Below are 22,199 nucleotides of genomic sequence, written 5' to 3'. Positions count from 1 at the left end.
GCGGTCACTCCGTGGCTGAATCTGACATTGTGTCGTTTTTCGAGGCGCAAAGAAAATTTCCTGCGTGTCCTTCACTGGGTGTCTTCGCCCGGCTCGGGCCGGCCTGGCGAGGTCTTGCGCAGCCACCTTGCGAGGCTGGTGATGCGCGCGGAGAGCATGGGTCGCGCCGCGGCGATCTGGTTGCGGGCGGCGGCGGGGAGAAGCTGCGCGATACGGACGATCACCTCATCCGCTTTTACGATCTCGGCGTGTGCCTTGGCGACCCGTGCCTCGGCGTCCTGCCTCGCCTGGTCCTTGAGCCGCGCGAAGGCCCTGCCAAAGATCTGGCGTGCCAGGTTTCCGGGCGGCGTGTTCTTGTCGCGTGGCTCGGTTACCGAGATATCACCCGCCGCGACGGCCTTGACGACCCGCACGATGGCCTGAACCGCTTTCCTGTCGCGTGCCAGCTTCCGCTCCTGCGTGACCAAGGTTTTGTCGCGTTCAGCGATCTTGAGCTCCTGGGCGCGCCGCCAATCCCGCGGGCTGACATGGCGTCGCTTCTTCGGGATGGGCACGGGGTCCTCGGCGGTCCGCGCGCCCTTGCCCTGATCGCTCCGCAGCAAGGAGTTGTGCTCAAGCGCGTCTCGCGTGCGCTTTGCCCGGCGCTCGCCGCGCTGCAGGCCGAGCTCGGCGAACCACGCCCCGACGCTGTCCTGGCCTTCTTCGTAATCGCGGATGACCGCGAATTTCGAGGGTTGCAGCACGCGCCTGCCGTCCTGCGCAATCGCGCGCGGCAGGATCACCGCGTGAATGTGGTAGGCGGCTTCGTCGAGGTCGGCCCTGGCGTGCACGACGTCCTCCCCGAACTCCTTGCGCAGCCAGGCGATGGCGCGCTCCTCGAACTCCCTGGCCCTCTCTGATCCGACCTCGGGTTCAAGGCCGCCGCTATGTGTACTGTCCGCCTCATCCTCCTGCTCGAACCACTTCCGGTTCGCGGTCAGGATGATCTCGCGCATCGGCCCGTGCCGCGTGGCCCGCCAGGGGTCCTTCGGGCCCTCGGTCAGCCGGGCCAGCATCTGCGCCTTCCGCCGCCGGCGCTTCAGGCTCTCGAGTTCATCCGCAAAGTTCTCCTGCGCCATGTCCAGCACTTCGGCCTGAACCTGTCTGGCCCAGTCCTCGTCCCCGATGAGCCTGCGGTTGAGACCCGAGCGGGAGCTGTCGACGTGGCCGAGATCGCCACCCTTGCGAAGCCTGTGTCCCTCGAAGCCGCCGAGATCCTTCGGCCACAGCCCCTTCATGCGCATCACGATCCTGAATGTCTCTGCCAAGTCCCGCCCTCCGTTCCGGCGGAGGGGAAATGGGTCCCTTGGGGAAATCCGGATGAAGAAACTTGGCCCCAAAAGGTCTGCGGCGCGCTCCCGGGGTGCGGCGGGGGTTACTCACTAAACAGGGGGCGCAAAATCCTGGCGGATTTGGCTCCCCCTGCCGTTCGCCGGGGCGCCGCCCCGAACCCCGCGCTGCCGCGGGCCGCCTGCGCAGCGGGCGCTCCTGCGCGGAGCGCGGCAGGGTCGTCGTTCGCCACTCCCCCTGCACCCCCTGGCGTCTTCCGACGGACCCGGAGGCCGTTCCGCACGCCTCCGGGACCTCCCGGCTCCCGGGGGAGGTGACTGCGTGCCTCCCCCGAACCCCCTCCTGCAAGGAAGGACGTGCCCACGGGGTGATCTCCTGAAGCTGCGCGCGGCCTGTGCCGCGCAGCTTCAAGAGATCACCCGCGTTCGGGGCTCGGGCTGCGCGGTCTCAACCGAAAGATCACATATGACCCAAGACCACCGCAGTGCTGCCACCCTCGCGGAGTGGCAGCGCAACATCGCCGCGGGCGACGTCGTCGCGTTCCGCTTCCCATCAGGCGCAGGCACCCCTGCGCTCACCAAGGTCCGCCCCTCGCTCGTGCTGAGCGTCGAGAACCTTGCGGAAATGCGCAGCGTGACCCTCGCGTTCGGCTCGTCGCAGCGCCCGAAGAAGCCGCGCCGCGACCACGTCATCGCCGTGCGTGGGGAGGCTGCGCTTGGCGCCGCCTCGCTGCATGCGCCGACCTACTTCGATGCATCCCGCCGCATCACCGTTTCAATTCATCACGCGGGCTTCGACGTGAGCGATCGGGCCGAGACCGCCATCCTCGGACGGCTGACCGGCTGGTCGCTCGCGGAGATGACCCGCATTCGGCAGCGCCTTGCGGTCGAGCGAGACATGACGCGTGAGCGCCTGCGCAGTCGTTGCAAGACGCCGTCGCGGCACATCGTCGTTCAACGCACCAAGAATGGCTGCATCGCCGGGGAGGAGGTCCGTCATGTCTGAGCCGAACCTCGATTACGATCCGCTCCTGTCCGAGATCTTCCAGGCGCTGCGGTGCTGCGCACCAGCCATAGAGTGCCTGCACGCTGCGCAGGAGTTCATGCCTGAGGCGGACGCGCGTCGCATGGACGAGCTTGCCGGGCGCATCGCTTCGGAGCGCATCTTCGAGCCGCGCGACCGCGGGCTCTTCGGGACGGTGCTGGAGGCGCTCAACGAGCAGATCGAAGAGCGGACCTTCATGGCGCTCGAGGACAAGGAGTTTGGCGAGCCGGACTGGCACCGCGACTACACCCCGGAAGGGCTGCAGCTGTCGCAGCACCGGCGCTGCATCTTCGCGCTGAAGGAGCACCTCGACCGCATCGCGGCGCTGCGCCGGGCCGAAGTGCTCGCGCTGCAGTTCCGCAGCGCGGACGCCCGCTGAGGGCAGGCGCGCCCCGGCTCGGTACCGGGGCGGGCCCCTCGCGCAACAATTTTCGCAAATCCGTTTTTCGTTTGCCTCGACGGATTCATTTCCTCCTCGCCCGTGATGGGCAAGAGGCAATCGAGGACGCACAGGCGATGACGAACGCGACACACATCCGGCTCACCGCAGCCAACGACAACGACGGACACCAGACCATCCCGGTCGCCATCACCGGGCTTGTTCATCTGCTCGCCCGGGCGGAGGCGCTGACGGCGCTCCGCGCCCCGGCGAACGAGGACGCGGCCCCGGCGCAACAAGGAAATAACGCATGACCAAACGTGCAGCGATATATGCCCGCTTCAGCTCCGACCTACAGAAGGCCACCTCGATCGAGGACCAGGTCGCCATGTGCCGCAAGCACGCCGAAAGGCAGGGCTGGCAGGTCGTGGAGGTCTTCACGGACAGCCAGAAGACCGGCCGCAACACCCGCCGTCCCGGCTTCCAGAAGATGAAGGAGGCCATCTACGCTGACCGGATCGACGTCGTGCTCGTCGAGGCGCTCGACCGGCTCAACCGAAAGGTCAGCGACGCGCTCACCCAGTTCGAACTCATGGCCTTCCGGGACGTGAAGCTGCATTCGGTGACCGAGGGCGAGCAGAACTTTTTCACCACCATGCTGATCGGCTTTGCCGCCCAGCAGCAGAGCGAGGCAAATGGGGAGCACACGCGCCGGGGCATGAAGAGCGCCGTGGGCCGCAGGCGTCTGCACACCAGCACCTATGGCTATCGCAAGGTCTCCGTCGAGGAAGGGCTCAACCGCGAGATCGTACCCGAGGAGGCGGAGATCGTGCGCCGCATCTTCACGGAATACGCGGAGGGACGCTCGGCGCTGCAGATCGCAAAAGGCCTGAATGCCGATCGCATCCCGGCGCCGCGCGGCGGCAGCTGGGATGGCTCGACCATCCGGGGCAACCCGGCCCGCCAGGAAGGCATCCTGCACAACCGCGTCTACATCGGCATCGCGAGCATCTGCAAACACCGGCGCAGGTACAACCCTGAGACGGGCCAGAGGAAGATCATCAGCTCGCCCGAAGACTACACCGAGACGGAGATCCCGGAGCTGCGCATCGTCCCGCAGAACCTCTGGGAGCGCGTCCAGGCGCAGCGTGCCGGGCGCAAGCCGGTGCAAAACGCCGTCGAGACGCGGCGGACGCGCTATCTTCTGTCGGGGCTCCTGGTCTGCGGTTGCTGCGGCACGCGCTACGTCAAGCACAACAGAACCAGTTACCGGTGCCGCGAGGCGCTGAAGGGCGGCGTCTGCACCAACACCCGCACGATCTCGCGCAAGCGGATCGAGGCGCGCGTCTTCGCGAGACTGAAGCAGGTGATGCTCTCGGACGAGTTGGCCCGTCAGTTCGGCGAGGCGCTCGAAGCAGAGCGGCGCAATCTTGCCAAGGCGAACCCCGAAGCCGACGTGAAGCGCCTGTCGGCGGCGCTCAAGGAGGCGGAGACCAAGCGTGAGCGCATCTTCCAGGCCATCGAGGACGGCGCGCCCTTCGCCACCTTCAAGGCCCGGGCCAGCGAGGTCGAGGCGGAGATCGCGGACCTTGCGGCACGCATCGAAGGCGCGAAGCGCCTCATCACCTTGCAGCACGCGGATCAGCCGGACGCGCGGCTGCTCTACGAGCGGGCCGTCGCGCAAATGGAGCTGCTGCTCGGTGACGAGGATCTCGTCGAGCAGGCCCACGCGTTCCTTGGTGAGCTCATCCGGAAGATCGCCCTGAGGCCTGACGAGGCCGCTCCGCACGGCGTCTCGGCGGTGATCGAGGCACGGTTCGGTGCGCTGCTCGGGGTGGAGGAGGCCGTGACGGACGCTGCCGGCTTCACGATGGTCCCGTGTTGATCACTTCGATAGAACCCGTGGCGTCCGGTCACTTGCCGGGCTTGCCGCCCCCATCCTCGGTGTCACGAGGGGTGCGCCATGTGCTGGGAATGGGGAATGTCTGGATGATCCGGGTCATGTTGCCTCCCTCGGTCAGGGACCATTCTGCGGCCTGCGATGTGGGGGATCAATGTAGAACTTTGCCGCCTCGTGTTGCCCGACGTTGGTTAGATGAGGATGAAGGTTTCCCGGCGCGCGAAATGTTCCAAATGGCAAGTGTTCGACTACAGCCATGCGAACGTGTCACACACATCCGGTTTCGATCTCATCGCCATTGGCCGGCAGTGTGTAGACTGTTACACATGAAGCAGAGAGGTGCCCGATATGGCCAAGACAAAGAACAATATCCTTAAAGCTTCCACCGCGCTCCATGCTGGCGTCATGGAACGGAAAGGCGTACTCGTCCCTCGCTCTTTTCAAGAGGAAGACGATGTGGCCGAGGTCGAGGTCAAAAGTCGATTTGGTAAGAAAGTACTTGTTAAGAAGGGACGGATCACCCTTCAAGCACGGCCCCAAGAGGCGCGCAAGCAAGCCGTTAGCGAGCGAAGCAGCGGGCGGGCAGAACTGTACAGCACGCGCCGAAACCTTGCCGAAAAGGTTCGTGAGATCAAGCGGATAAGGCTTGCTCTGCGATCTGCCGAGGCTGAGCTCGCGGAGCGCCGTAGCGCTGACGCCAGTTGGCCAGCGGAAGCGTTTGATGAACTAGTTTGTACTCCGGCCGAACCGACGCAGCCGAACAATGCGACGGTGCGGCTTTTGGCGAGTAAGCCCCGGTGGGCCAAGGGCTGAGTGATGTCATCGGAACAGAAAGGCATTGCCGTCCCGGCGGTCGAAGAACTGCTTGCACCCGCGCTGCTCACTGCCGAACACGATTTGTCAGTTTTTCACTGTAGCAGAGCCAGTATCAATGCGTTCCTCGTTGAGCGCGCACTCAACAACCATTTGCGCCGCATTTCGACGGTTTACGTAACGAGCGACAGGGAAGGGGTGGTCTGGGGTTACTATGCGCTGTCAATGCAGAAGATCGGTAGGAAGGAGGCTTTCTCTCGTAAGGATCGTGGCGACACGCCCACCGAAATTTCGCTCATTGCTCTTGGTAAGCTCGGTGTAGACGAACGGCTTGAGGGCAATAATCTCGGTGAGGATTTGCTGCGAGATGCCTTCGAACGGGTCCTTGACCTGACAAGTAATGGAGATCCTGCCCGTCGCCTGCCATCGCCGGCGATGCTCATCCAGGCGGCCGACGAAGGGCTCATTGAATATTATCGCCGGTTCAACTTCCTCGCGCGCAATGCCGAGGCTCCCCTTATGCTCACCCGACCAATCCAAGAGTTGGAAAATGATCGCGTTGCGGCCAAAGCATTGGAAGCAGTCGACGAAATTGTGGCTCTTAAGGGCGCTCGTCCTGTAGTGAACGGTGATTGAGTCCTGCGTCGCAAGTCCCTCCCTCGGGGCGTCCTGTGATCCGGCGGGCCTAGCAAGCCGCTCGATTAAGCTGCAGTTACAAATTCAGGACGGCGACCTCACGATCACTGGTCGTAATGGTGTCGTCTAGGTGACTGCGGTCAAATAGAAAATAGTTCCTAACGGGCATCAGCTCAGAGGCAAATATCGGTTGGGCAGGGGGCGCTGCCCCCTCACCCCCGGGATATTTAAACCATGTGGAAGGGCAGAGGGTCGCGCGGCCCCCGGCCCTTTTCCTATCTTTGAATTCTTCTCTTTGAAAAATACGCCCGCCGGCGGCGGTCCTCAGCGGGCCACCGAGACCAGCGCGGCGAGAATCTCGCCCTCGCTGCGGTCCGCGGCCTTGGCGATGGCGGCAAGGCTCTCGTCTTCGGTGTCGACGGTGAACCCCGCCTGCGCCAGCCCGTCGGCCAGCTGGTCCGTGGGCACATGGGCGAGCGCGGCGACCTCGGAAAGGCTGCCACCGAGCAGGAGCTGCGCAGCGGCGAACTGCGGCGGACCGCCCCGGCCCCCGCCCTGCTGCGGCATCAGTGCCGGCACAAGGAAAGCCGCCGCCATGACCAGCGAGGCGACCATGGCCAGCGCGAAGGCCGGCTTGCGCATGTAGCTGGTCATCGGGCGCCAGTTCTTCCACAGGTGCAGCGCGAAAGGCAGGATCAGCACCATGCTGAGCCATTCGTGCATGCCGTGGAACCACCCGGAGTTCCAATGGAAGAACAGAGCGATTCCCGAGATCAGGGAAACGAGGAAAAGTCCGGTGATGAACGGCGTGGCGTAGCGATTCAGGACAGGTTTCATGGCGCGGCTGGCTCCGTGGCTGGCATTTGCGGAGCCGCGCTCCCCTCGCGGCTCCGAAGATCACACGCGCCGCTGCCGGGTTTCCGTCGCGTTTTGCAGGGCTTTTTTGCCGATCGAAAGATTTCCGGAAAAAAGGTCGATTTTCCCCTTGCGGAGGTTCGCGGGAAACTCTAAATCGCCCACACCAACAAGGAAGCGGGCGTAGCTCAGGGGTAGAGCATTACCTTGCCAAGGTAAGGGTCGGGCGTTCGAATCGCCTCGCCCGCTCCAGTTGGACCTCCGGCGCAAGTCGGACCGGTGAGAGGCCGGATGGCTGAAAAGCCGATTGGTTGAAAGACCAGCATGATGAATGGTTTGCGGGCGTAGCTCAGGGGTAGAGCATTACCTTGCCAAGGTAAGGGTCGGGCGTTCGAATCGCCTCGCCCGCTCCATTCAACACTTTCTCTCCGAAAGACGAAATGATCTGGCCGCGGGACCACGCTGCCGGAATTTTCGCGTCTGCCCGGCAGGGCCGCGCGCGTCCCCGCGGGCAACGGGCGACCCCGGGGGTCGCCCCATTTCGCCTCAAAACGCCTTGAACGTCAGCGTGGTCAGCGTGCGCTCGATCCCCGGAACCATCAGATTCTCGTTGATGAAATGACCCACGTCGGCACCCTCGGGAATGTAGAGCTTGAGCAGCAGGTCCCACTCACCGGAGGTCGAATAGAGCTCGGAGTGAATCTCCTTGAGCGCGATCTGGTCGGCCACCTCGTAGGTGGTGCCGGGCTTGCAGCGGATCTGGACGAAGACGCAGGTGGTCATGGCGGGGCCTTTCGATGATATGCGCGCAAGCTGTCACACCGCCCCCGCCGCCGCAAGCGCACCCGCCGCTTCGCTGCGCGCGGGGCTTGGCCTGCGCCCTGCCCCGCCCTATAAGCCCCTGCGAGACATCGAGGAGTATGGTCCATGCGCAAGGCCGAGGTGAGCCGCAGCACCGCCGAGACGAAGATCGAGGTCGCCCTCGATCTCGACGGCACCGGCAGCTACGACATGAAGACCGGCGTGGGGTTCTTCGACCACATGCTGGACCAGCTGGCGCGCCATTCGCTGATCGACATGGTGGTGCGCGCCGAGGGCGATTTGCACATCGACGACCACCACACCGTCGAGGACACCGGCATCGCCATCGGCCAGGCCCTGGCGAAGGCGCTCGGCGACAAGCGCGGCATCCGCCGTTATGGCTCCTGCCTGCTGCCGATGGACGATGCGCTGGTGCGCGCGGCGCTGGATCTGTCGGCGCGGCCCTTCCTGGTGTGGAAGGTGCAACTGCCCACCGAGAAGATCGGCAGCTTCGATTGCGAGCTGGTGCGCGAGTTCTTCCAGGCGCTGGCGACCCATGGCGGCATCACCCTGCACATCGAGGCAATCGACGGGGTGAACTCGCATCACATCGTCGAGGCGGCCTTCAAGGCCGTGGCCCGCGCGCTGCGCGAGGCGGTCGAGCCCGATCCGCGCAAGGGCGATGCGATCCCCTCGACCAAGGGCGCGCTCTGAAGGATCCGGAGCACGGCGAGGGGCCAGCCCCTCGCGCTCCCCGGGATATTTTGATCTAGACGAAGAGGCGGACAGACCGCCCGGGAAGGATGCGAGATGCTGACGGCGATCATCGACTACGAGAGCGGCAACCTGCATTCCGCCGAGAAGGCGTTTCAGCGCATGGCGCGCGAGCTGGACGCGGGCGAGGTCGTGGTGACCGATGCCCCCGACGTTGTGGCACGGGCCGACCGGCTGGTGCTGCCCGGCGACGGTGCCTTTCCCGCCTGCGCCAGGGCGCTGCGCCACTCGGGCTGTTTCGAGGCGATGGTCGAGGCGGTCACCGCGAAGGGCCGGCCCTTCCTCGGCATCTGCGTCGGTATGCAGCTGATGGCCCGCGTCGGGCATGAATACGAAGAGACGCCGGGGCTCGGCTGGGTCGACGGCGAGGTCGAGAAGATCCTCCCCGAAGACCCGTCTCTGAAGGTGCCGCACATGGGCTGGAACGAGCTGGTTATCGACCGCCCGCACCCGGTGCTGGACGGGGTAAAGAGCGGCGATCATGCCTATTTCGTCCACTCCTACCAGATGCGCATGCTGAACACCGATCACCGGCTGGCCCACGTCGATTACGGCAGCACGGTCACCGCGGTGGTGGGACAGGGCAACATGCTGGGCTTCCAGTTCCACCCCGAGAAGAGCGCCGACACGGGGCTGCGGATGATCGGCAACTTCCTGACCTGGACCCCCTGAGCGCCGCGCGCCGGCCTCCCGCTCACGTGGCGGCAGCGCGCGCATTGCAAAGCGCGCCCCCGCCCGGCTATAGGGAGCCGTCACAGATTTAGCGGAGCCGCGCCATGATCCTCTACCCCGCCATCGACCTCAAGGACGGCAAGGCCGTGCGCCTGCTGCGCGGCGACATGGATAAGGCCACGGTCTTCAACGACGATCCCGCCGCGCAAGCGATGGAATTCGTCGAGGCAGGCTGCGACTGGCTGCACCTCGTCGACCTCAACGGCGCCTTCGCCGGCGAGCCGGTCAACGCCGCCGCCGTCGAGGCGATCCTCGCGCGCACCAAGGTCCCGGCGCAGCTCGGCGGCGGCATCCGCGACATGGCGACCATCGAGCGCTGGCTCGACAAGGGGCTGGCGCGGGTCATCCTCGGCACCGTGGCGGTCGAAAAACCCGAGCTGGTGCGCGAGGCGGCCAAGGCGTTCCCCGGCAAGGTCGCCGTCGGCATCGACGCGCGCGACGGCCGCGTGGCGACCAAGGGCTGGGCCGAGGTGACCGACGTCGACGCGGTGGACCTTGCACGCAGCTTCGAGAACGACGGCGTGGCGGCGATCATCTACACCGACATCAACCGCGACGGTGCCATGCAGGGGCCGAACATCGAATACACCGCCGCCATGGCCCGCGCCGTGTCGATCCCGGTGATCGCCTCGGGCGGCGTGTCGAAACTGGCAGACCTCATCGCCCTGCGCGACTGCGGCGCGCAGCTCAATGGCGCGATCTCGGGCCGGGCGCTCTACGATGGCGCGATCGACCTGAAAGAGGCGCTGGCCGCGCTGAAGGGGTGAGCCGCGCGCTCACCCTGATCCTGCTCGGGGCGCTGGCGATCTGCCTGCTGCCGGTGGCCGGCGTTATTGTCTCTACCAGCATTGCCGAGCTGGCAGGCTGCCGCCTCGACGAGGCCGGCAGCTATCCCTGCGTGGTGCTCGGCCATGACCTCGGCGGGCTGCTCGCCACCCTCTTCGTGTCGGGCTGGTTCGCGCTGCTCACCTTGCCCATGGCCGGGCTCATCGTGATGGTTCTGGGAACGCTCTGGCTGGTCCGGATGATCCGGCGCCGTCAGAGCGGATCGGTGCGGTAGAGCTTCACCTTCAGGCTGCCATGGGCGACCGGCGCGCCGGTGGGCAGGAAGCGCAGGCCGGTCGCCTTGGCCAGCCCCGGCTCGGTGGTGATGATGCCGACGCGCCAGCCGGCGAACCTCTCCTTCAGCACCGCCCCCAGCGAGGCGTGCAGCGCGTGCAGCGGGCCCTTCTCGCCGATCCGCGCGCCGTAGGGCGGGTTCACCATGACGAGGCCCGGCGGGCCGTCTGGGCGCTCGAGCTCGCTCACCGGGCGGCAATCGAAACGGGCCCAGTCGGTGACCCCGGCACGCGCGGCGTTTTCGGTGGCGAAACGGATCGCCCCGGCGTCGCGGTCGGAGCCATAGTAAAGCGAGGTCGGTGCGCGCAACGGCTCTTGCCGTTTCAGGCCCTTGAGATCGGCGGGCGCAAAGACGGCCAGCCGCTCGAAGTCGAACGCTCGCGCCCGGCCGGGCAGCAGCCCGGCGGCGATCTCGGCGGCCTCGATCGGGAAGGTGCCGGAGCCGCACATCGGGTCGAGCACCGGCTCGCTGCCGTCGTAGCCACAGGCGCGCAGGAAGAGCGAGGCCAACGTCTCGCGCATCGGCGCCTTGCTGACGGCCTGCTTCAGGCCCCGCCGGTGCAGAGGCTGGCCGGAGGTGTCGACCGAAAAGGAGACGATATTGTCCTCGATGCGGGCGAGGATGCGCACGCCGTCCTCGGCGATGGGCGCGCCCAGCTCCTCGGTGATAGCCCGCTCGATGCGCTGCTTGGCGGCGCCGGCATGGTAGATCTTCGACTTGCGGCTCAGCGCCTCGACCTTCACCGGCACGTCGGGGCGCAGGATGTCGCCCCAGGGGAACTTGCGCGCCCGCTTGTCGAGCTGCGCGAGGTGCACTGCCGGGAAACCGCCGATGCGGGCCAGCACACGTGCCGCGCCGCGCAGCTCGAGGTTGGCGCGCGCCACCTCGGGCCAGCCGCCCTGGAACGACACACCGCCCTGCTCGGGCTTCAGCGGGCCGAAGCCGAGCGACTTGGCTTCGGCCACCAGCACGGGCTCCAGCCCCGGCGCACAGGCCAGGAAAATCTCGAAACTCTTGTCCATCACATGTCCCGTCAGAGCAGGTCCAGCACGCGCTCGGGCGGGCGGCCGATCACCGCGCGAGTGCCCTCGAAGGCCACCGGTCGCTCGATCAGCTTGGGCGTCTCGGCCATGGCGCGCAACAGCGTCTCGTCGTCGCTGTCGCGGCTCAGCCCCGCCGCCTTGAAATCGGCTTCCTTGGTGCGGACCATCTCGATCGCCGGCACGCCGAGCGCGGCCTGCGCCGCCTTCAGCTCATCGTAACTCGGCGCGTCCTCGAGATAGCGGCGCACCTCGGGCTCGACGCCCTTCTCCTGCAACAGCGCCAGCGCCTCGCGTGACTTGCTGCAGCGGGGGTTGTGCCAGAGGATCATGTCCAGTCCGCCCGTCCGGTGCCCACGGCCTCCTCAACCGAGGCGAAGCCGTCGCGCGCCAAAAGCGCGTCCAGCCCCTCGGCGATGTCCTGTACCAGCGAGAGCCCGCCGAAGACCAAGGCCGTGTAGACCTGCACCGCCGAAGCGCCGGCGCGGATTTTCTGGTAGGCCTGCTCGGCCGAGCCGATGCCCCCGACCCCGACCAGCGGCATCTGGCCGCCCGTCAGCTCCGACAGTTTCGCCAGAACGCGGGTGGATTTCTCGAACAGAGGCTGGCCGGACATGCCGCCCCCCTCCGACGCAAAGGGCGAAGAAAGCCCCTCGCGCGAGAGCGTGGTGTTGGTGGCGATCACCGCATCGACCTTGGAGGCCATGGCGACCTCGGCCACGTCCCGAAGCCCCTGCTCGTCGAGATCGGGGGCGATCTTGAGGAACACCGGAATGCGGTCGTCGAGGTTCGCCCGCGCATCCATCACGCCGCCCAGCAGCGCCGCCAGAGCGTCCTTGCCCTGCAGGTCGCGCAGCCGCTCGGTGTTCGGCGAGCTGACGTTCACGGTGGCGAAATCGAGGTGCTCGCCGCAGCGCGCCAGCACCTTGGCGAAATCCGCCGCGCGGTCCTCGCTGTCCTTGTTGGCGCCGAGGTTGAGCCCCAGCACCATGCCGCTCGGGCGCTGGACGAGCCGCTGCGCGACCACCTCCATGCCCTCGTTGTTGAAGCCGAAACGGTTGATCGCGGCGCGATCCTCGGTCAGGCGGAAGAGGCGCGGCTTGGGGTTGCCCGGCTGCGGGCGGGGCGTGACGGCACCGACCTCGACAAAGCCGAAGCCCGCCCGCGACAGCCCCTGCAGCGCCGAGGCGTTCTTGTCGAAGCCCGCGGCCAGCCCGATCGGGTTGGGCAAGGTCAGCCCCGCCAGATCGCAGCGCAGCCGGTCCGAGGTGATCAGCCCCGGTGCCGGGGCGAGCCCCATCTTCAGCGCCATGATTGCCAGCCCGTGCGCCTGCTCGGGATCGACCTTGTGCAGCAGCGGCAGGCCCGCCTTCTCGAGGAATCTCATCATGCCAGATCGTCCGGGAACACATGTGCACCGCCCTCGCCGAGCGGCAGCGGGCGCGACCATAGTAGCCCGGCCAGCGGCAGCGCGGAATAGAGATGCGGAAATAGCGCCCCGCCGCGCGACGGCTCCCAGGTGATCTTGTCACCGAGGGACTCGACCTCGTAGCACAGGAGTTGCAGCCCCTCCGCCCCGGCGAAATGCTTCGCCGCCGTCTCGCGCACCTGCTCGGCGGTGGAGAAATGGATGTAGCCATCGGCCACGTCGATCGGCGCACCGGCGGTCTCGCCCTGCGCCTGCAGCGCCGCCCATTCGTCGGCCCGGAGGATTTTGTAGATCAGCATGACCGGCTGATGCCGTGGAACCCCGTCCCGGTCAATCCCCGCAGTCAATCCACGTTGAGCAAAACCGCGCTCAGAGCCAGCGCCTGCAGTGCCTCTGAATGCGCGGGATGATCACCCAGACCATCGAGAAGACCATGATCGGCACCAGCAGCAGGTTGCGCTGCCACAGCGGCCACCCCGCGGTCATCGGCCCGATGAGGTAGGCCAGCAGCGTGATGAACGGGTAGACGGCGCAGAAGACGAAGATGGCGAAGCGCAGGCGGGACGGCGCCCGCGGCGTGGCTGTCGTGGCAGTCATCTGAGGATCCCTAGATAGGAACGGAACGTCTCGTTCCCATAATATCTGGCGCGGGGCCCTGTAAAGGGCTATGCGGTGGGGACCCCGCGATTTTCCCGACGGACCAGACCCGATGACCGAAAAACGCGCCTCCATCGGCGCCCGCCGCAATCCCGACACGGAAGCTGCCGTGCTCAATGCCGCCACCCAGATCCTCGCCGAGGCCGGCATTGCCGGGCTACGCATGGAGGCGGTGGCGAAACGCGCCCGCGCCGGCAAGGCGACGCTCTACCGCTGGTGGCCCACACGCGGCGCGCTGTTGCTCGCGGTCTACCGCCGGATGAAGACTGAAGACGTCTACGCTGACACGGGCAGCCTCGAAGGCGACATCGCAGGCGTCCTGCGGCTGGTCTTTGGCCACTGGCGGCGCGAGACCGGGGCGGTCTTTCGCAGCATCATCGCCGCGGCGCAGGTCGAGCCGGATGTCGCCGAGGCACTGGCCGAGTTTCGGCTCGAACGGCGCACCGCCCTGCTCGCGGTGATCGCACGGGCCGAGCGGCGCGGTGAATTGCCCGCCGGGCTGGTGCCGGAGCGTCTGGCCGAAGCGGTGATCGCGACGCTCTGGTTCAAGCTCCTGTCCCACGATCTCGACGACGATCCGGACGCGCTTGCCCGGGTTCTGACCCAGAGCTGGTCCAAGGGGTGAAATTTCGCCCAACGTGTTTTGACACCTCCCAAAACCCGTTGCAGGATCGGCAGATAAGAAAAAACCCGACAGAGAGGATTCCCGATGTCGCTTCGTCTTCTGACCGGCGCCGCCGCGCTCGCCCTGACCGCCGGCACTGCCAGCGCGGACTACTCGATCACCATCCTGCACACCAACGACTTCCACTCGCGCTTCGAGCCGATCAGCAAGTATGATTCCACCTGCGGCGAGGAAGACAATGCCGCGGGCGAGTGCTTCGGCGGCTCTCCGCGCCTGCAGACCGCCATCACCGAGGCCAAGGAGCGCGCCGGCAACTACCTGCTGGTGGATGGCGGCGACCAGTTCCAGGGCACGCTCTTCTACACCTACTACAAGGGCAAGCTCGCCGCCGAGATGATGAACCAGATGGGCTATGACGCGATGACCGTGGGCAACCACGAGTTCGACGACGGCCCCGAGGTTCTGCGCGGCTTCGTCGATTCCGTCGAGTTCCCCGTGCTCATGTCGAACGCCGACCTCACCGGCGAGGAGCTGCTGAAGGGCGAGATCAAGAAGTCGGTCATCATCGAGAAGGACGGCGAGAAGATCGGCCTCATCGGCCTCACCCCGCAGGATACCGACGAGCTCTCCAGCCCCGGCAAGAACGTCATTTTCACCAACCCGGTGGATGCGGTGCAGGCCGAGGTCGACAAGCTGACCGAAGAGGGCGTGAACAAGATCGTCGTGCTGTCGCACTCCGGGTACAACGTCGACCTGAAGGTCGCCGAGGAGACCACCGGTGTCGACGTGATCGTCGGCGGCCACTCCAACACGCTGCTCGGTGACATGGACGGCGCCGAAGGCCCTTACCCCACCATGGTCAAGGACACCGCCATCGTCTCGGCCTACGCCTACGGCAAGTTCCTCGGCGAGCTGAACGTCACCTTCGACGATGAGGGCAACGTCACCGAGGCCTCCGGCGCGCCGCTGATCATGGACGCCGCCGTGACCGAGGATGCCGCCACCAAGGACCGCATCATCGAGGCCGCCAAGCCGCTCGACGAGATCCGCAACAAGGTGATCGGCGAGTCGACCGCCGAGATCGTCGGCAGCCGCGACATGTGCCGCGCCGAGGAATGCCCGATGGGCAACCTCGTGGCCGACGCCATGCTCGACCGCGTCAAGGATCAGGGCATCGACCTCGCCATCACCAACGGCGGCGGCCTGCGCGCCTCGATCGACGCGGGTGATGTGACCATGGGCGAGGTGCTGACCGTGCTGCCCTTCCAGAATACGCTCTCGACCTTCCAGGTCACCGGCGCGGTGATCAAGGAGGCGCTTGAGAACGGCGTGAGCCAGATGGAAGAAGGTGGCGGCCGCTTCCCGCAGGTTTCCGGCATCAGCTTCACCGTCACCCCCTCGGCCGAGGTCGGCAGCCGCATCTCCGAGGTGATGGTCGGCGACGCCGCTCTGGACGAGGCCAAGACCTACGGCGTCGTGTCGAACAACTTCGTGCGCAACGGTGGCGACGGCTACTCCATGTTCACCACCGCCGAGCAGGCCTATGACTTCGGCCCCGACCTGGCCGACGTGACCGCAGAATTCGTCGCAGCAGGCACCCCCTACGAGCCCTACACCGACGGCCGGATCACCATCGCTGAGTGATCCTTCCGGCATCTCGAAAACCAAGGGCGCGCCATCCGGCGCGCCCTTTTTCTTTGACCCGTCCCGCCTGCTGGCCGCTCACATCTCTTCCTTGACGCCCGCCCGGATCAGCCACCAATTCACCGGGTAGGCGGTGACGAAGCCGCAGATCATCGCGATCTGCATGGTGAACCAGAACTCTACGCTGGCGACCTTCAGCTCGGTTCCGATCATCTCGGGAAACAGCCAGAAATGCGCCAGGGCCATCGCCCCGTACATGCCCAGCTGCCAGGCAATCAGCGAGGCGGTGTCGGCCTTCAAGGCCTGCAAGATGCCCTCGCGCACGGTGATGTCGCGCATAGGTTTGATTGCGAAATACTGGAAGGCGACACCGAAACCGAAGGCGAGCAGGAAATCCAGCACCCAGACCGCGAAGATCTTCTCTGCAAAGAGCCAGTGCCAGCCGAAGGCCACCGCGACCGCCGGGATCAGGACGGCGATCCATTCAGCGATGATGTCTCCCAGCGTGCAGCCGCTGCCGCAATGCAGCGCGCCCTTGCCGACCGAGACCGCCATGCTCGAGACGCCATGGTCATGGGAACCCTCATGCCCCTGGCCCGACCTCGACGGCTCCGGCGCGCGTCCGACCCTCACGTACGCGAGCAGCACCAGCACCCCGCCGAAGAGTGCGCAGACCGGCCAGGCCACATTCATGATCCACATGTGCTGCGGCCGCCGCGCGACGTCATAGGCGATGAGCCCTGCACAGACGGCAGCGACAAGGAGAGAGGCGAGGGCAGCCAGGTGGAGGGCAAGGGGCACGGCGGAAACAGTCCTTTGGATCAAACCGGCATTCCGAACCCAACCGGTGCGCAAGCGCATTGTTCCGCTCGGCGCAGGACACCGGCACCACAGCCCTCTTCCCCCCGGGGAATTTCCGCACTATCAGGGCAACATGCTGAAGACGCGCATCATCCCCTGCCTCGACGTGGCCGATGGCCGCGTGGTCAAGGGCGTCAACTTCGTCGACCTGCGCGATGCGGGCGACCCAGTGGACGCTGCCCGAGCCTATGACGCCGCTGGCGCCGACGAGATCTGCTTCCTCGACATCCACGCCACGCATGAAAACCGCGGCACGATGTTCGACGTGGTGACCCGCACCGCCGAGCAGTGCTTCATCCCGCTCACCGTGGGCGGGGGCGTGCGCACCGTCGCCGACGTGCGGGCGCTGCTGCTTGCCGGGGCCGACAAGGTCTCGTTCAACTCCGCCGCCGTTGCCAATCCCGACGTGGTGGCCGAGGCCGCGGACCATTTCGGCAGCCAGTGCATCGTCTGCGCCATCGACGCCAAGACCGTGGAGCCGGGCCGCTGGGAGATCTTCACCCACGGCGGTCGCCGCCCGACAGGCATCGATGCGGTCGAATTTGCCATCACCATGGCGCGCAAGGGCGCGGGGGAAATCCTGCTGACCTCGATGGACCGCGACGGCACCAAGGCGGGGTTCAACCTCCCCCTCACCCGCGCCATCGCCGACGCGGTGCCGATCCCGGTGATCGCCTCGGGCGGCGTCGGCACGCTCGACCACCTGGTCGAGGGCGTCACCGAGGGCCATGCCTCGGCGGTGCTCGCCGCCTCGATCTTCCACTTCGGCACCTACACCATCGCCGAGGCCAAGGCGCATATGGCCGCCGCCGGCGTTCCCGTGAGGCTCTGACATGTCCGACATGACGCTCGAAAAGCTCGAAGAAGTGGTTGCCGCCCGCGCCTCCGCCTCGCCCGACGAGAGCTGGACCGCCAAGCTGCTCGCCAAGGGCCCGGAGAAATGCGCCGAGAAATTCGGCGAGGAAGCCATCGAAGCGATCATCGAAGCGGTGAAGGGCGACAACGCCAAGCTCGCCTCCGAGGCCGCCGACGTGCTCTTCCACTTCCTCGTCATGCTGCGTGCCCGCGGGCTGCCGCTGTCGGAGGTCATGGCCGAGCTGCAGCGCCGCCAGGGCCAGTCGGGCATCGCCGAGAAGGCCGCGCGCCCCAAGGGCTGATCCGGGCTGATCCGGCGCAGGGGGCTCTGCCCCCTCGCCGCTGCGCGGCTCACCCCCGGCGTATTTTTCAAGAGAAGAAGGCCCCGGCGCACGGCAGCCCCCTCCGCTTCCACTTGTCAGAAATATCCCGGGGGAGTCGCGCGCAGCGCGGCGGGGGCAGAGCCCCCTCTTTGGCCTAGCCGCCGATCGCCTCGGCCAGCGGCACACCCGCGCCGAGCAAGCGTTCATATTCGATCTTGGTGCAGCGATCCTGCACCACGTCGAGGCCCTTGGCCTCGGCCTTGGCGGCGGCCTCGGCGTGCTGCACCCCGAGCTGCATCCAGATGGTGCGCAGATGCGGCAGATGCGACATGGCCGCGCCGACCACCGAAGGAACGGCATCGTGGCGGCGGAAGATGTCTACCATGTCCACCGGCACATCGATCTCGGACAGCCCCGCGCGGAACTCCTCGCCGAAGAGCGTCTGGCCCACGTGTGCCGGATTGACCGGGATGATCCGGTAGCCGCGCTGGTGCAGGAAGCGCGAGACGTAATGACTCGGCCGCACCGGGTTGGTCGAGATGCCGACCACGGCGATCACCCGGGTCCGGGTCAGGATGTCTTTGAGGAAGGTGTCGGAGTAGCTCATGGGATCAGCCTGTCACAGCGCCGCGGGAAGAGGAAGCCACCGCGCGACCTCCCGCGAGGGGACCCCACGGAAAGAAAAAGCGTCCGGGGAAAACCCGGACGCCAGTTACGGAACGAGGGACAGTGAAGGGGTCGCGGAGGTTCCAGTTCCGCGCCTCTGCATCAGAGATAGGCGAAAATGCCACAGATTGAAGACCCCTCGCGATCATGTGATGAAAAATTCTTGACCTTCCGACCCGCGCGTGCTGGCGCTTCACTCTGCGGCAATCGCCACATCATTCAGCATCTGCCACACCCGATGCGGGGTGAAGGGCATGTCGGCCTGGCGAATCCCCCGCTCCCACAGCGCGTCCTGCACGGCGTTGGACACGGCGGCCATGGACCCGACGGTGCCCGCCTCGCCGCAGCCCTTCATCCCCATCGGATTGCCGGTCGATGGCACCGGCTCGACGTCGAAGCCGATCCAGGGCGCATCCTTGGCGCGCGGCATGGCGTAGTCCATGAAGGTCGCGGTCAGCAGCTGGCCGTCCTCGTCGTAGACCGTGTGCTCGGTCAGCGCCTGGCCCAGCCCCTGCACCACACCACCATGCACCTGCCCCTCGGCCAGCATCGGGTTGATGAGATTGCCGAAATCATCGACCACAGTGTATTTCACCACCTGCGTCACGCCGGTCTCCGGGTCGATCTCGACCTCGCAGAAATGCGCGCCGTTAGGGTAGGAACGGGCCTCGATTGCGGTGCGGGCGGACCAGCTGAGCAGATCGTCGCGGCCCTTGGCACGGGCCATGGCCGCCGCCTCGAGCATGGTCGGGTGCAGGTTCGAGCCATCCGCGCGGAACTGCTCGTCGTCGAATCGCACCTCATCGGGGTCGACGCCCATCTCGCCGGCCAGAAACTCCGAGAAGCCCGCGATCATGTCGCGCACGGCGGTCAGCGTCACCGTGGCCTGCGTGGTCACCGAGCGCGAGCCCCCGGTGCCGCCGCCGCGCGGGATCAGGTCGCTGTCGCCCTGCACGAAGCCGATCTTCTCGACCGGAATGCCGGTGTGATCCGACAGGAACTTGGCAAAGACCGTTTCGTGCCCCTGCCCGTTTGACTGGGTGCCGACATAAATGGTCGCGCCGCCATCTTCCGTGAACTCCACCTTCACGTCCTCTGCCGGGTCACCGAGGATGCTCTCGATGTAGTAGCACAGCCCCAGTCCGCGCAGCTTGCCCTGCGCCTCGGTGGCCGCCTTGCGCGCCGGGTATCCCTCGATGTCGGCATCCGCCTCGGCATGGGCAAGCACGCGGGAGAAATCACCCACGTCGTAATTCTCGCCGGTGACCGTCTTGTAGGGGAATTCCTGCACGAAGTTGATCCGGCGCAGCTCGCTGGGATCAATCCCCAGCTCGCGCGCGGCGCGATCCATGATCCGCTCCAGCGTGTAGATCGCCTCGGGGCGGCCCGCGCCGCGATAGGCGTCGACCTGCGTGGTGTTGGTGTAGAACCCCTCGACCCGCATGTAGGCGGCCTTGATGTCATAGGTGCCGGTCAGCACCTTGGCATAAAGCGCGGTCTGGATCGCCTGCCCGAAGTTCGAGTTGTAGGCACCGAGGTTGCAGCGGGTGTGGTTGCGGTAGCCGAGGATGCGGTTGTCTTCGTCGAAGGCCAGCTCGGCCAGCGTCACGAGATCGCGGCCCGCGTGGTCCGAGAGCATCGCCTCGGTGCGGTCCGACATCCAGCGCACCGGCTTGCCCAGTTCCTTCGCGGCATGGGCGATGGCGAAATACTCCGGATAGCCCGGGGCCTTCATGCCGAAACCGCCGCCGACGTCGGGATTGGTGACGCGGATCTGCTCGACCGGCAGGCCGAAGGCCTGCGCCAACTCGGCCTTGAAACCCCAGACACCCTGCCCGTTGAAGGCCACATGCAGCTTCTCGCCGTCCCATTCGGCATAGGCGCCGCGCGGCTCCATGGCGTTGACGATGACGCGATTGTCGCCAACCTCGAGGCTGACCACCTTGGCTGCGCTGGCAAAGGCCTCGTCGGTCTCTGCCTCATTGCCGAGGCCGAAGTCGAAGGCGCGGTTCTCCGGCGCCTCGGGATGGATCGCCTCGCCGCCTGCTTCCAGCGCCATATGCACCGGCAGTTCCTCGAAATCGAAGACGATGGCCTCGGCGGCATCCTTCGCCTCGATCATCGAGTCGGCGACGATCAGTGCCACCGGCTCGCCGACGTGGCGCACCCGCTCCTTGGCGAGGATCGGCCGCAGCGGATCGGCAGCCTTGCTGCCGTCGCGGTTCTTGATCACCGTGCCGTCCATCGAGATATCCATGCCGGCGGCGATCAGGTCGTCCACCGTGGCAACCATGTGCACGCCCGGCATCTCGCGGGCGTCCGACACGTCGAGCTCGGTGATCGCGGCATGGGCCACCGGCGAGCGCAGGATGAAGGCATGCAGCGCGCCTTCCGGAGCGATATCATCGACGTACCGCCCGTGCCCGGTCAGGAAGCGCACGTCTTCGCTGCGTTTGAACGACTGGCTCTTGCCGAATTTTTCCATCTGGCTGGTCCTCCCGCGACTGCGTATTTGCCGCGACTGTAGAGGCCGCAGCAGCAGAGTCCAGCACCCGGGACTGTGATCTCAGTCCTGATTTTCGATTTCCACCACTCTGCGCACGCCGTAGCCGTTGAACCCGGTGACGAGCGCCCGCGAATAGGCCCCCATGCCCTCGAAGAGCAGGTAATCGCCTTCGGCCAGATCGCTTGGCAGGGGCAGCGTTTCCGGAAGCCGGTCAATGCTGTCGCAGGTCGGGCCGAAGACCACGCGGCGGGTCTTTGCGCCGCCAAGCTCAGTGCCGGTGCCGCTCACCGCGCGGACCCGGTCCATCGGCGCGATGTCGCGCCATTCGGCCAGCCCGCCATAGACGCCGTCGTTGAGAAACACCGCCTCGTCATGCACGCCCTTGACCCGCGTTGCCAGCGTCAGCGCCTCGGCGGCCAGAGCCCGGCCCGGCTCGCAGACCAGTTGCGGCGGACTGTCGAAGGCCCCCTGCGCCGCCTCGCGGATGGTGTCGAAGATCGCCTGCAGGTCGGGCTTGCCTGCATCGCGGTGCGATGGGAAGCCGCCGCCGACGTTGAGCCGATAGAGCGCGACCCCGGCAGATCGCGCCACCGCCGCCGCCTCGACGATATAGCGCGCCCAGGGAGCCGGGCTGGTGCATTGCGTGCCCGGGTGAAATGTGACCGACGGGGAGAAGCCCAGCTCTACCACGCGCCGCAACAGCTGCGTCGCCTGCTCGGGCGTGGCCCCGAACTTGGCCCCGAAGTCATAGGCCGCCCCGGCTACGGGCAGCTTCAGGCGCACGGCGATCTCGGTGCCGCGCGGCAGGCCCGCCAGCTTTTCCAGCTCAGGCATCCGGTCCACCGACCACGACAGGCAGCCCGCCTCCTGCCCGGCCGCGACCTCGGACGCCGAGCGCACCGGGTTGTGGTAGTGCAGAGCCGCCCCCGGCGCCTCGGCCCGGACCAGCGCCATCTCGGCGGGCGAGGCCACGTCGAAGGCGGTCACCCCGGCGGCATGAAGCGCGCGGATCATCTCGGGCGCGGGGTTGGCCTTGACCGCGTAGGTCACCAGACCCGGAAACGCCTCGAGGAACATGCGGCCCACCTGCATCAACCGCGCCGGGTGAAAGAAGAAGACCGGCTCGTCCGGCGCATTGGCCGCGAGCCAGGCATCGGGCGTCGGGGAAAGGGTGGGGTCGATCCGCATGGTCACTGCCTCCTGTCGGGTT

26 protein-coding genes and 2 tRNA genes are annotated in these 22,199 nt (G+C 66.5%); 16 read left to right on the top strand and 12 right to left on the bottom strand.

The window, feature by feature from the left end; genetic code table 11:
* Window positions 1–71 precede the first annotated feature (71 nt).
* Window positions 72–1,307 (bottom strand): plasmid recombination protein, encoded by a 1,236-nt coding sequence (locus BM397_RS11040; RefSeq protein ID WP_092423866.1) that lies wholly within the window; start codon window positions 1,305–1,307, stop codon window positions 72–74.
* Between the two features lie 487 nt (window positions 1,308–1,794).
* Between BM397_RS11040 and BM397_RS11035 the strand changes: the two genes are divergently transcribed.
* The 6 genes from BM397_RS11035 (at window position 1,795) to BM397_RS11015 (ending at window position 6,101) form a co-directional block, all read left to right on the top strand.
* Complete coding sequence (locus tag BM397_RS11035) at window positions 1,795–2,334, top strand: hypothetical protein (RefSeq protein WP_092423864.1); 540 nt, start codon at window positions 1,795–1,797, stop codon at window positions 2,332–2,334.
* Window positions 2,327–2,752, top strand: a complete 426-nt coding sequence (locus tag BM397_RS11030) for a hypothetical protein (protein WP_092423862.1) — start codon at window positions 2,327–2,329, stop codon at window positions 2,750–2,752. The genes BM397_RS11035 and BM397_RS11030 overlap by 8 nt, the downstream gene beginning before the upstream one ends.
* Before the next feature lie 137 nt (window positions 2,753–2,889).
* Window positions 2,890–3,066 (top strand): hypothetical protein, encoded by a 177-nt coding sequence (locus tag BM397_RS29295; protein WP_176806597.1) that lies wholly within the window; start codon window positions 2,890–2,892, stop codon window positions 3,064–3,066.
* The gene (locus BM397_RS11025) at window positions 3,063–4,637 is read left to right on the top strand and encodes a recombinase family protein (protein WP_092423860.1); all 1,575 of its coding nucleotides are present in this window, start codon (window positions 3,063–3,065) and stop codon (window positions 4,635–4,637) included. The genes BM397_RS29295 and BM397_RS11025 overlap by 4 nt, the downstream gene beginning before the upstream one ends.
* 363 nt (window positions 4,638–5,000) lie before the next feature.
* Entirely contained in the window at window positions 5,001–5,465 is a 465-nt protein-coding gene (locus tag BM397_RS11020) for a hypothetical protein (RefSeq protein ID WP_092423858.1), read from the top strand.
* 3 nt (window positions 5,466–5,468) lie between these two features.
* Complete coding sequence (locus BM397_RS11015) at window positions 5,469–6,101, top strand: hypothetical protein (RefSeq protein ID WP_092567386.1); 633 nt, start codon at window positions 5,469–5,471, stop codon at window positions 6,099–6,101.
* Window positions 6,102–6,425: 324 nt separating this feature from the next.
* Here BM397_RS11015 and BM397_RS11010 read toward each other — a convergent pair whose 3' ends face one another.
* Window positions 6,426–6,938 (bottom strand): DUF4405 domain-containing protein, encoded by a 513-nt coding sequence (locus BM397_RS11010; RefSeq protein ID WP_092423854.1) that lies wholly within the window; start codon window positions 6,936–6,938, stop codon window positions 6,426–6,428.
* Window positions 6,939–7,133: 195 nt separating this feature from the next.
* On the opposite strand from BM397_RS11010, the gene BM397_RS11005 reads away from it, so the two are divergent.
* Window positions 7,134–7,208, top strand: a tRNA-Gly gene (locus tag BM397_RS11005).
* Window positions 7,209–7,294: 86 nt separating this feature from the next.
* Window positions 7,295–7,369, top strand: a tRNA-Gly gene (locus BM397_RS11000).
* A 133-nt stretch (window positions 7,370–7,502) separates the two neighbouring features.
* On the opposite strand, the gene BM397_RS10995 is transcribed toward BM397_RS11000, so the two are convergent.
* Window positions 7,503–7,739: an Lrp/AsnC ligand binding domain-containing protein gene (locus BM397_RS10995; protein ID WP_092423852.1), complete on the bottom strand. Its 237-nt coding sequence runs from the start codon at window positions 7,737–7,739 to the stop codon at window positions 7,503–7,505.
* A 144-nt stretch (window positions 7,740–7,883) separates the two neighbouring features.
* On the opposite strand from BM397_RS10995, the gene hisB reads away from it, so the two are divergent.
* From hisB to BM397_RS10975, 4 genes are all read left to right on the top strand, one after another.
* On the top strand, window positions 7,884–8,471 hold the full coding sequence (hisB, locus tag BM397_RS10990) for an imidazoleglycerol-phosphate dehydratase HisB (protein ID WP_092423850.1): 588 nt from the start codon (window positions 7,884–7,886) through the stop codon (window positions 8,469–8,471).
* 96 nt (window positions 8,472–8,567) lie between these two features.
* Entirely contained in the window at window positions 8,568–9,203 is a 636-nt protein-coding gene (hisH, locus tag BM397_RS10985) for an imidazole glycerol phosphate synthase subunit HisH (protein WP_092423848.1), read from the top strand.
* Window positions 9,204–9,307: 104 nt separating this feature from the next.
* A complete protein-coding gene (gene hisA, locus BM397_RS10980; RefSeq protein ID WP_092423846.1) occupies window positions 9,308–10,030 on the top strand; it encodes a 1-(5-phosphoribosyl)-5-[(5-phosphoribosylamino)methylideneamino]imidazole-4-carboxamide isomerase in 723 nt (240 codons plus the stop codon).
* Window positions 10,027–10,323 carry a hypothetical protein gene (locus tag BM397_RS10975; RefSeq protein WP_092423844.1) on the top strand — a complete coding sequence of 99 codons (297 nt, stop codon included), beginning with the start codon at window positions 10,027–10,029 and terminating at the stop codon, window positions 10,321–10,323. The genes hisA and BM397_RS10975 overlap by 4 nt, the downstream gene beginning before the upstream one ends.
* Here the strand turns inward: BM397_RS10975 and BM397_RS10970 are convergent.
* The 5 genes from BM397_RS10970 to BM397_RS10950 all read right to left on the bottom strand — a co-directional run bounded on the left by BM397_RS10970 (window position 10,302) and on the right by BM397_RS10950 (window position 13,449).
* On the bottom strand, window positions 10,302–11,405 hold the full coding sequence (locus BM397_RS10970; RefSeq protein WP_092423842.1) for a THUMP domain-containing class I SAM-dependent RNA methyltransferase: 1,104 nt from the start codon (window positions 11,403–11,405) through the stop codon (window positions 10,302–10,304). The genes BM397_RS10975 and BM397_RS10970 overlap by 22 nt on opposite strands.
* An 11-nt stretch (window positions 11,406–11,416) precedes the next feature.
* Window positions 11,417–11,755, bottom strand: coding sequence for an arsenate reductase (glutaredoxin) (gene arsC, locus BM397_RS10965; RefSeq protein WP_092423840.1), 339 nt, complete (start codon window positions 11,753–11,755; stop codon window positions 11,417–11,419).
* Window positions 11,752–12,810 carry a quinone-dependent dihydroorotate dehydrogenase gene (locus BM397_RS10960; RefSeq protein WP_092424075.1) on the bottom strand — a complete coding sequence of 353 codons (1,059 nt, stop codon included), beginning with the start codon at window positions 12,808–12,810 and terminating at the stop codon, window positions 11,752–11,754. Before BM397_RS10960 ends, arsC begins: the two co-directional genes overlap by 4 nt.
* Window positions 12,810–13,151: a DUF952 domain-containing protein gene (locus BM397_RS10955; RefSeq protein WP_092423838.1), complete on the bottom strand. Its 342-nt coding sequence runs from the start codon at window positions 13,149–13,151 to the stop codon at window positions 12,810–12,812. The genes BM397_RS10960 and BM397_RS10955 overlap by 1 nt, the downstream gene beginning before the upstream one ends.
* Before the next feature lie 70 nt (window positions 13,152–13,221).
* Window positions 13,222–13,449: a putative antibiotic biosynthesis monooxygenase gene (locus BM397_RS10950; RefSeq protein WP_092423836.1), complete on the bottom strand. Its 228-nt coding sequence runs from the start codon at window positions 13,447–13,449 to the stop codon at window positions 13,222–13,224.
* 112 nt (window positions 13,450–13,561) lie between these two features.
* On the opposite strand from BM397_RS10950, the gene BM397_RS10945 reads away from it, so the two are divergent.
* Complete coding sequence (locus BM397_RS10945; RefSeq protein WP_092423834.1) at window positions 13,562–14,134, top strand: TetR/AcrR family transcriptional regulator; 573 nt, start codon at window positions 13,562–13,564, stop codon at window positions 14,132–14,134.
* Between the two features lie 84 nt (window positions 14,135–14,218).
* Complete coding sequence (locus BM397_RS10940; RefSeq protein ID WP_092423832.1) at window positions 14,219–15,778, top strand: bifunctional metallophosphatase/5'-nucleotidase; 1,560 nt, start codon at window positions 14,219–14,221, stop codon at window positions 15,776–15,778.
* Between the two features lie 78 nt (window positions 15,779–15,856).
* Here the strand turns inward: BM397_RS10940 and BM397_RS10935 are convergent, their stop codons facing one another.
* Window positions 15,857–16,579, bottom strand: coding sequence for a DUF4396 domain-containing protein (locus tag BM397_RS10935; RefSeq protein ID WP_245696045.1), 723 nt, complete (start codon window positions 16,577–16,579; stop codon window positions 15,857–15,859).
* Between the two features lie 133 nt (window positions 16,580–16,712).
* On the opposite strand from BM397_RS10935, the gene hisF reads away from it, so the two are divergent.
* Entirely contained in the window at window positions 16,713–17,471 is a 759-nt protein-coding gene (gene hisF / locus BM397_RS10930; protein WP_092423828.1) for an imidazole glycerol phosphate synthase subunit HisF, read from the top strand.
* A 10-nt stretch (window positions 17,472–17,481) separates the two neighbouring features.
* Window positions 17,482–17,796, top strand: a complete 315-nt coding sequence (locus tag BM397_RS10925; protein WP_092424073.1) for a phosphoribosyl-ATP diphosphatase — start codon at window positions 17,482–17,484, stop codon at window positions 17,794–17,796.
* A gap of 175 nt (window positions 17,797–17,971) precedes the next feature.
* On the opposite strand, the gene BM397_RS10920 is transcribed toward BM397_RS10925, so the two are convergent.
* From BM397_RS10920 to BM397_RS10910, 3 genes are all read right to left on the bottom strand, one after another.
* On the bottom strand, window positions 17,972–18,424 hold the full coding sequence (locus BM397_RS10920; RefSeq protein WP_092423826.1) for a CoA-binding protein: 453 nt from the start codon (window positions 18,422–18,424) through the stop codon (window positions 17,972–17,974).
* A 252-nt stretch (window positions 18,425–18,676) separates the two neighbouring features.
* Window positions 18,677–20,968 (bottom strand): xanthine dehydrogenase family protein molybdopterin-binding subunit, encoded by a 2,292-nt coding sequence (locus BM397_RS10915; protein WP_092423824.1) that lies wholly within the window; start codon window positions 20,966–20,968, stop codon window positions 18,677–18,679.
* Window positions 20,969–21,049: 81 nt separating this feature from the next.
* On the bottom strand, window positions 21,050–22,177 hold the full coding sequence (locus BM397_RS10910) for a type III PLP-dependent enzyme (RefSeq protein WP_092423822.1): 1,128 nt from the start codon (window positions 22,175–22,177) through the stop codon (window positions 21,050–21,052).
* Window positions 22,178–22,199 lie beyond the last annotated feature (22 nt).

The sequence above is a fragment of the Alloyangia pacifica genome (assembly GCF_900116195.1).
In the GTDB taxonomy this organism is placed as follows: Bacteria; Pseudomonadota; Alphaproteobacteria; order Rhodobacterales; family Rhodobacteraceae; genus Salipiger; species Salipiger pacificus.
This window is presented reverse-complemented; position numbering and strand designations above follow the sequence as displayed.

Coding starts and splice junctions, on each gene's coding strand:
- BM397_RS10940 (WP_092423832.1), top strand. CDS start 14,219: ATGTCGCTTCGTCTTCTGACCGGCGCCGCCGCGCTCGCCCTGACCGCC.
- BM397_RS11035 (WP_092423864.1), top strand. CDS start 1,795: ATGACCCAAGACCACCGCAGTGCTGCCACCCTCGCGGAGTGGCAGCGC.
- BM397_RS10920 (WP_092423826.1), bottom strand. CDS start 18,424: ATGAGCTACTCCGACACCTTCCTCAAAGACATCCTGACCCGGACCCGG.
- hisB (WP_092423850.1), top strand. CDS start 7,884: ATGCGCAAGGCCGAGGTGAGCCGCAGCACCGCCGAGACGAAGATCGAG.
- BM397_RS10950 (WP_092423836.1), bottom strand. CDS start 13,449: ATGACTGCCACGACAGCCACGCCGCGGGCGCCGTCCCGCCTGCGCTTC.
- hisF (WP_092423828.1), top strand. CDS start 16,713: ATGCTGAAGACGCGCATCATCCCCTGCCTCGACGTGGCCGATGGCCGC.
- BM397_RS11030 (WP_092423862.1), top strand. CDS start 2,327: ATGTCTGAGCCGAACCTCGATTACGATCCGCTCCTGTCCGAGATCTTC.
- arsC (WP_092423840.1), bottom strand. CDS start 11,755: ATGATCCTCTGGCACAACCCCCGCTGCAGCAAGTCACGCGAGGCGCTG.
- BM397_RS10910 (WP_092423822.1), bottom strand. CDS start 22,177: ATGCGGATCGACCCCACCCTTTCCCCGACGCCCGATGCCTGGCTCGCG.
- hisA (WP_092423846.1), top strand. CDS start 9,308: ATGATCCTCTACCCCGCCATCGACCTCAAGGACGGCAAGGCCGTGCGC.
- BM397_RS10925 (WP_092424073.1), top strand. CDS start 17,482: ATGACGCTCGAAAAGCTCGAAGAAGTGGTTGCCGCCCGCGCCTCCGCC.
- BM397_RS10960 (WP_092424075.1), bottom strand. CDS start 12,810: ATGAGATTCCTCGAGAAGGCGGGCCTGCCGCTGCTGCACAAGGTCGAT.
- BM397_RS10915 (WP_092423824.1), bottom strand. CDS start 20,968: ATGGAAAAATTCGGCAAGAGCCAGTCGTTCAAACGCAGCGAAGACGTG.
- BM397_RS11020 (WP_092423858.1), top strand. CDS start 5,001: ATGGCCAAGACAAAGAACAATATCCTTAAAGCTTCCACCGCGCTCCAT.
- hisH (WP_092423848.1), top strand. CDS start 8,568: ATGCTGACGGCGATCATCGACTACGAGAGCGGCAACCTGCATTCCGCC.
- BM397_RS11015 (WP_092567386.1), top strand. CDS start 5,469: ATGTCATCGGAACAGAAAGGCATTGCCGTCCCGGCGGTCGAAGAACTG.
- BM397_RS29295 (WP_176806597.1), top strand. CDS start 2,890: ATGACGAACGCGACACACATCCGGCTCACCGCAGCCAACGACAACGAC.
- BM397_RS10995 (WP_092423852.1), bottom strand. CDS start 7,739: ATGACCACCTGCGTCTTCGTCCAGATCCGCTGCAAGCCCGGCACCACC.
- BM397_RS10945 (WP_092423834.1), top strand. CDS start 13,562: ATGACCGAAAAACGCGCCTCCATCGGCGCCCGCCGCAATCCCGACACG.
- BM397_RS11025 (WP_092423860.1), top strand. CDS start 3,063: ATGACCAAACGTGCAGCGATATATGCCCGCTTCAGCTCCGACCTACAG.
- BM397_RS10970 (WP_092423842.1), bottom strand. CDS start 11,405: ATGGACAAGAGTTTCGAGATTTTCCTGGCCTGTGCGCCGGGGCTGGAG.
- BM397_RS11010 (WP_092423854.1), bottom strand. CDS start 6,938: ATGAAACCTGTCCTGAATCGCTACGCCACGCCGTTCATCACCGGACTT.
- BM397_RS10955 (WP_092423838.1), bottom strand. CDS start 13,151: ATGCTGATCTACAAAATCCTCCGGGCCGACGAATGGGCGGCGCTGCAG.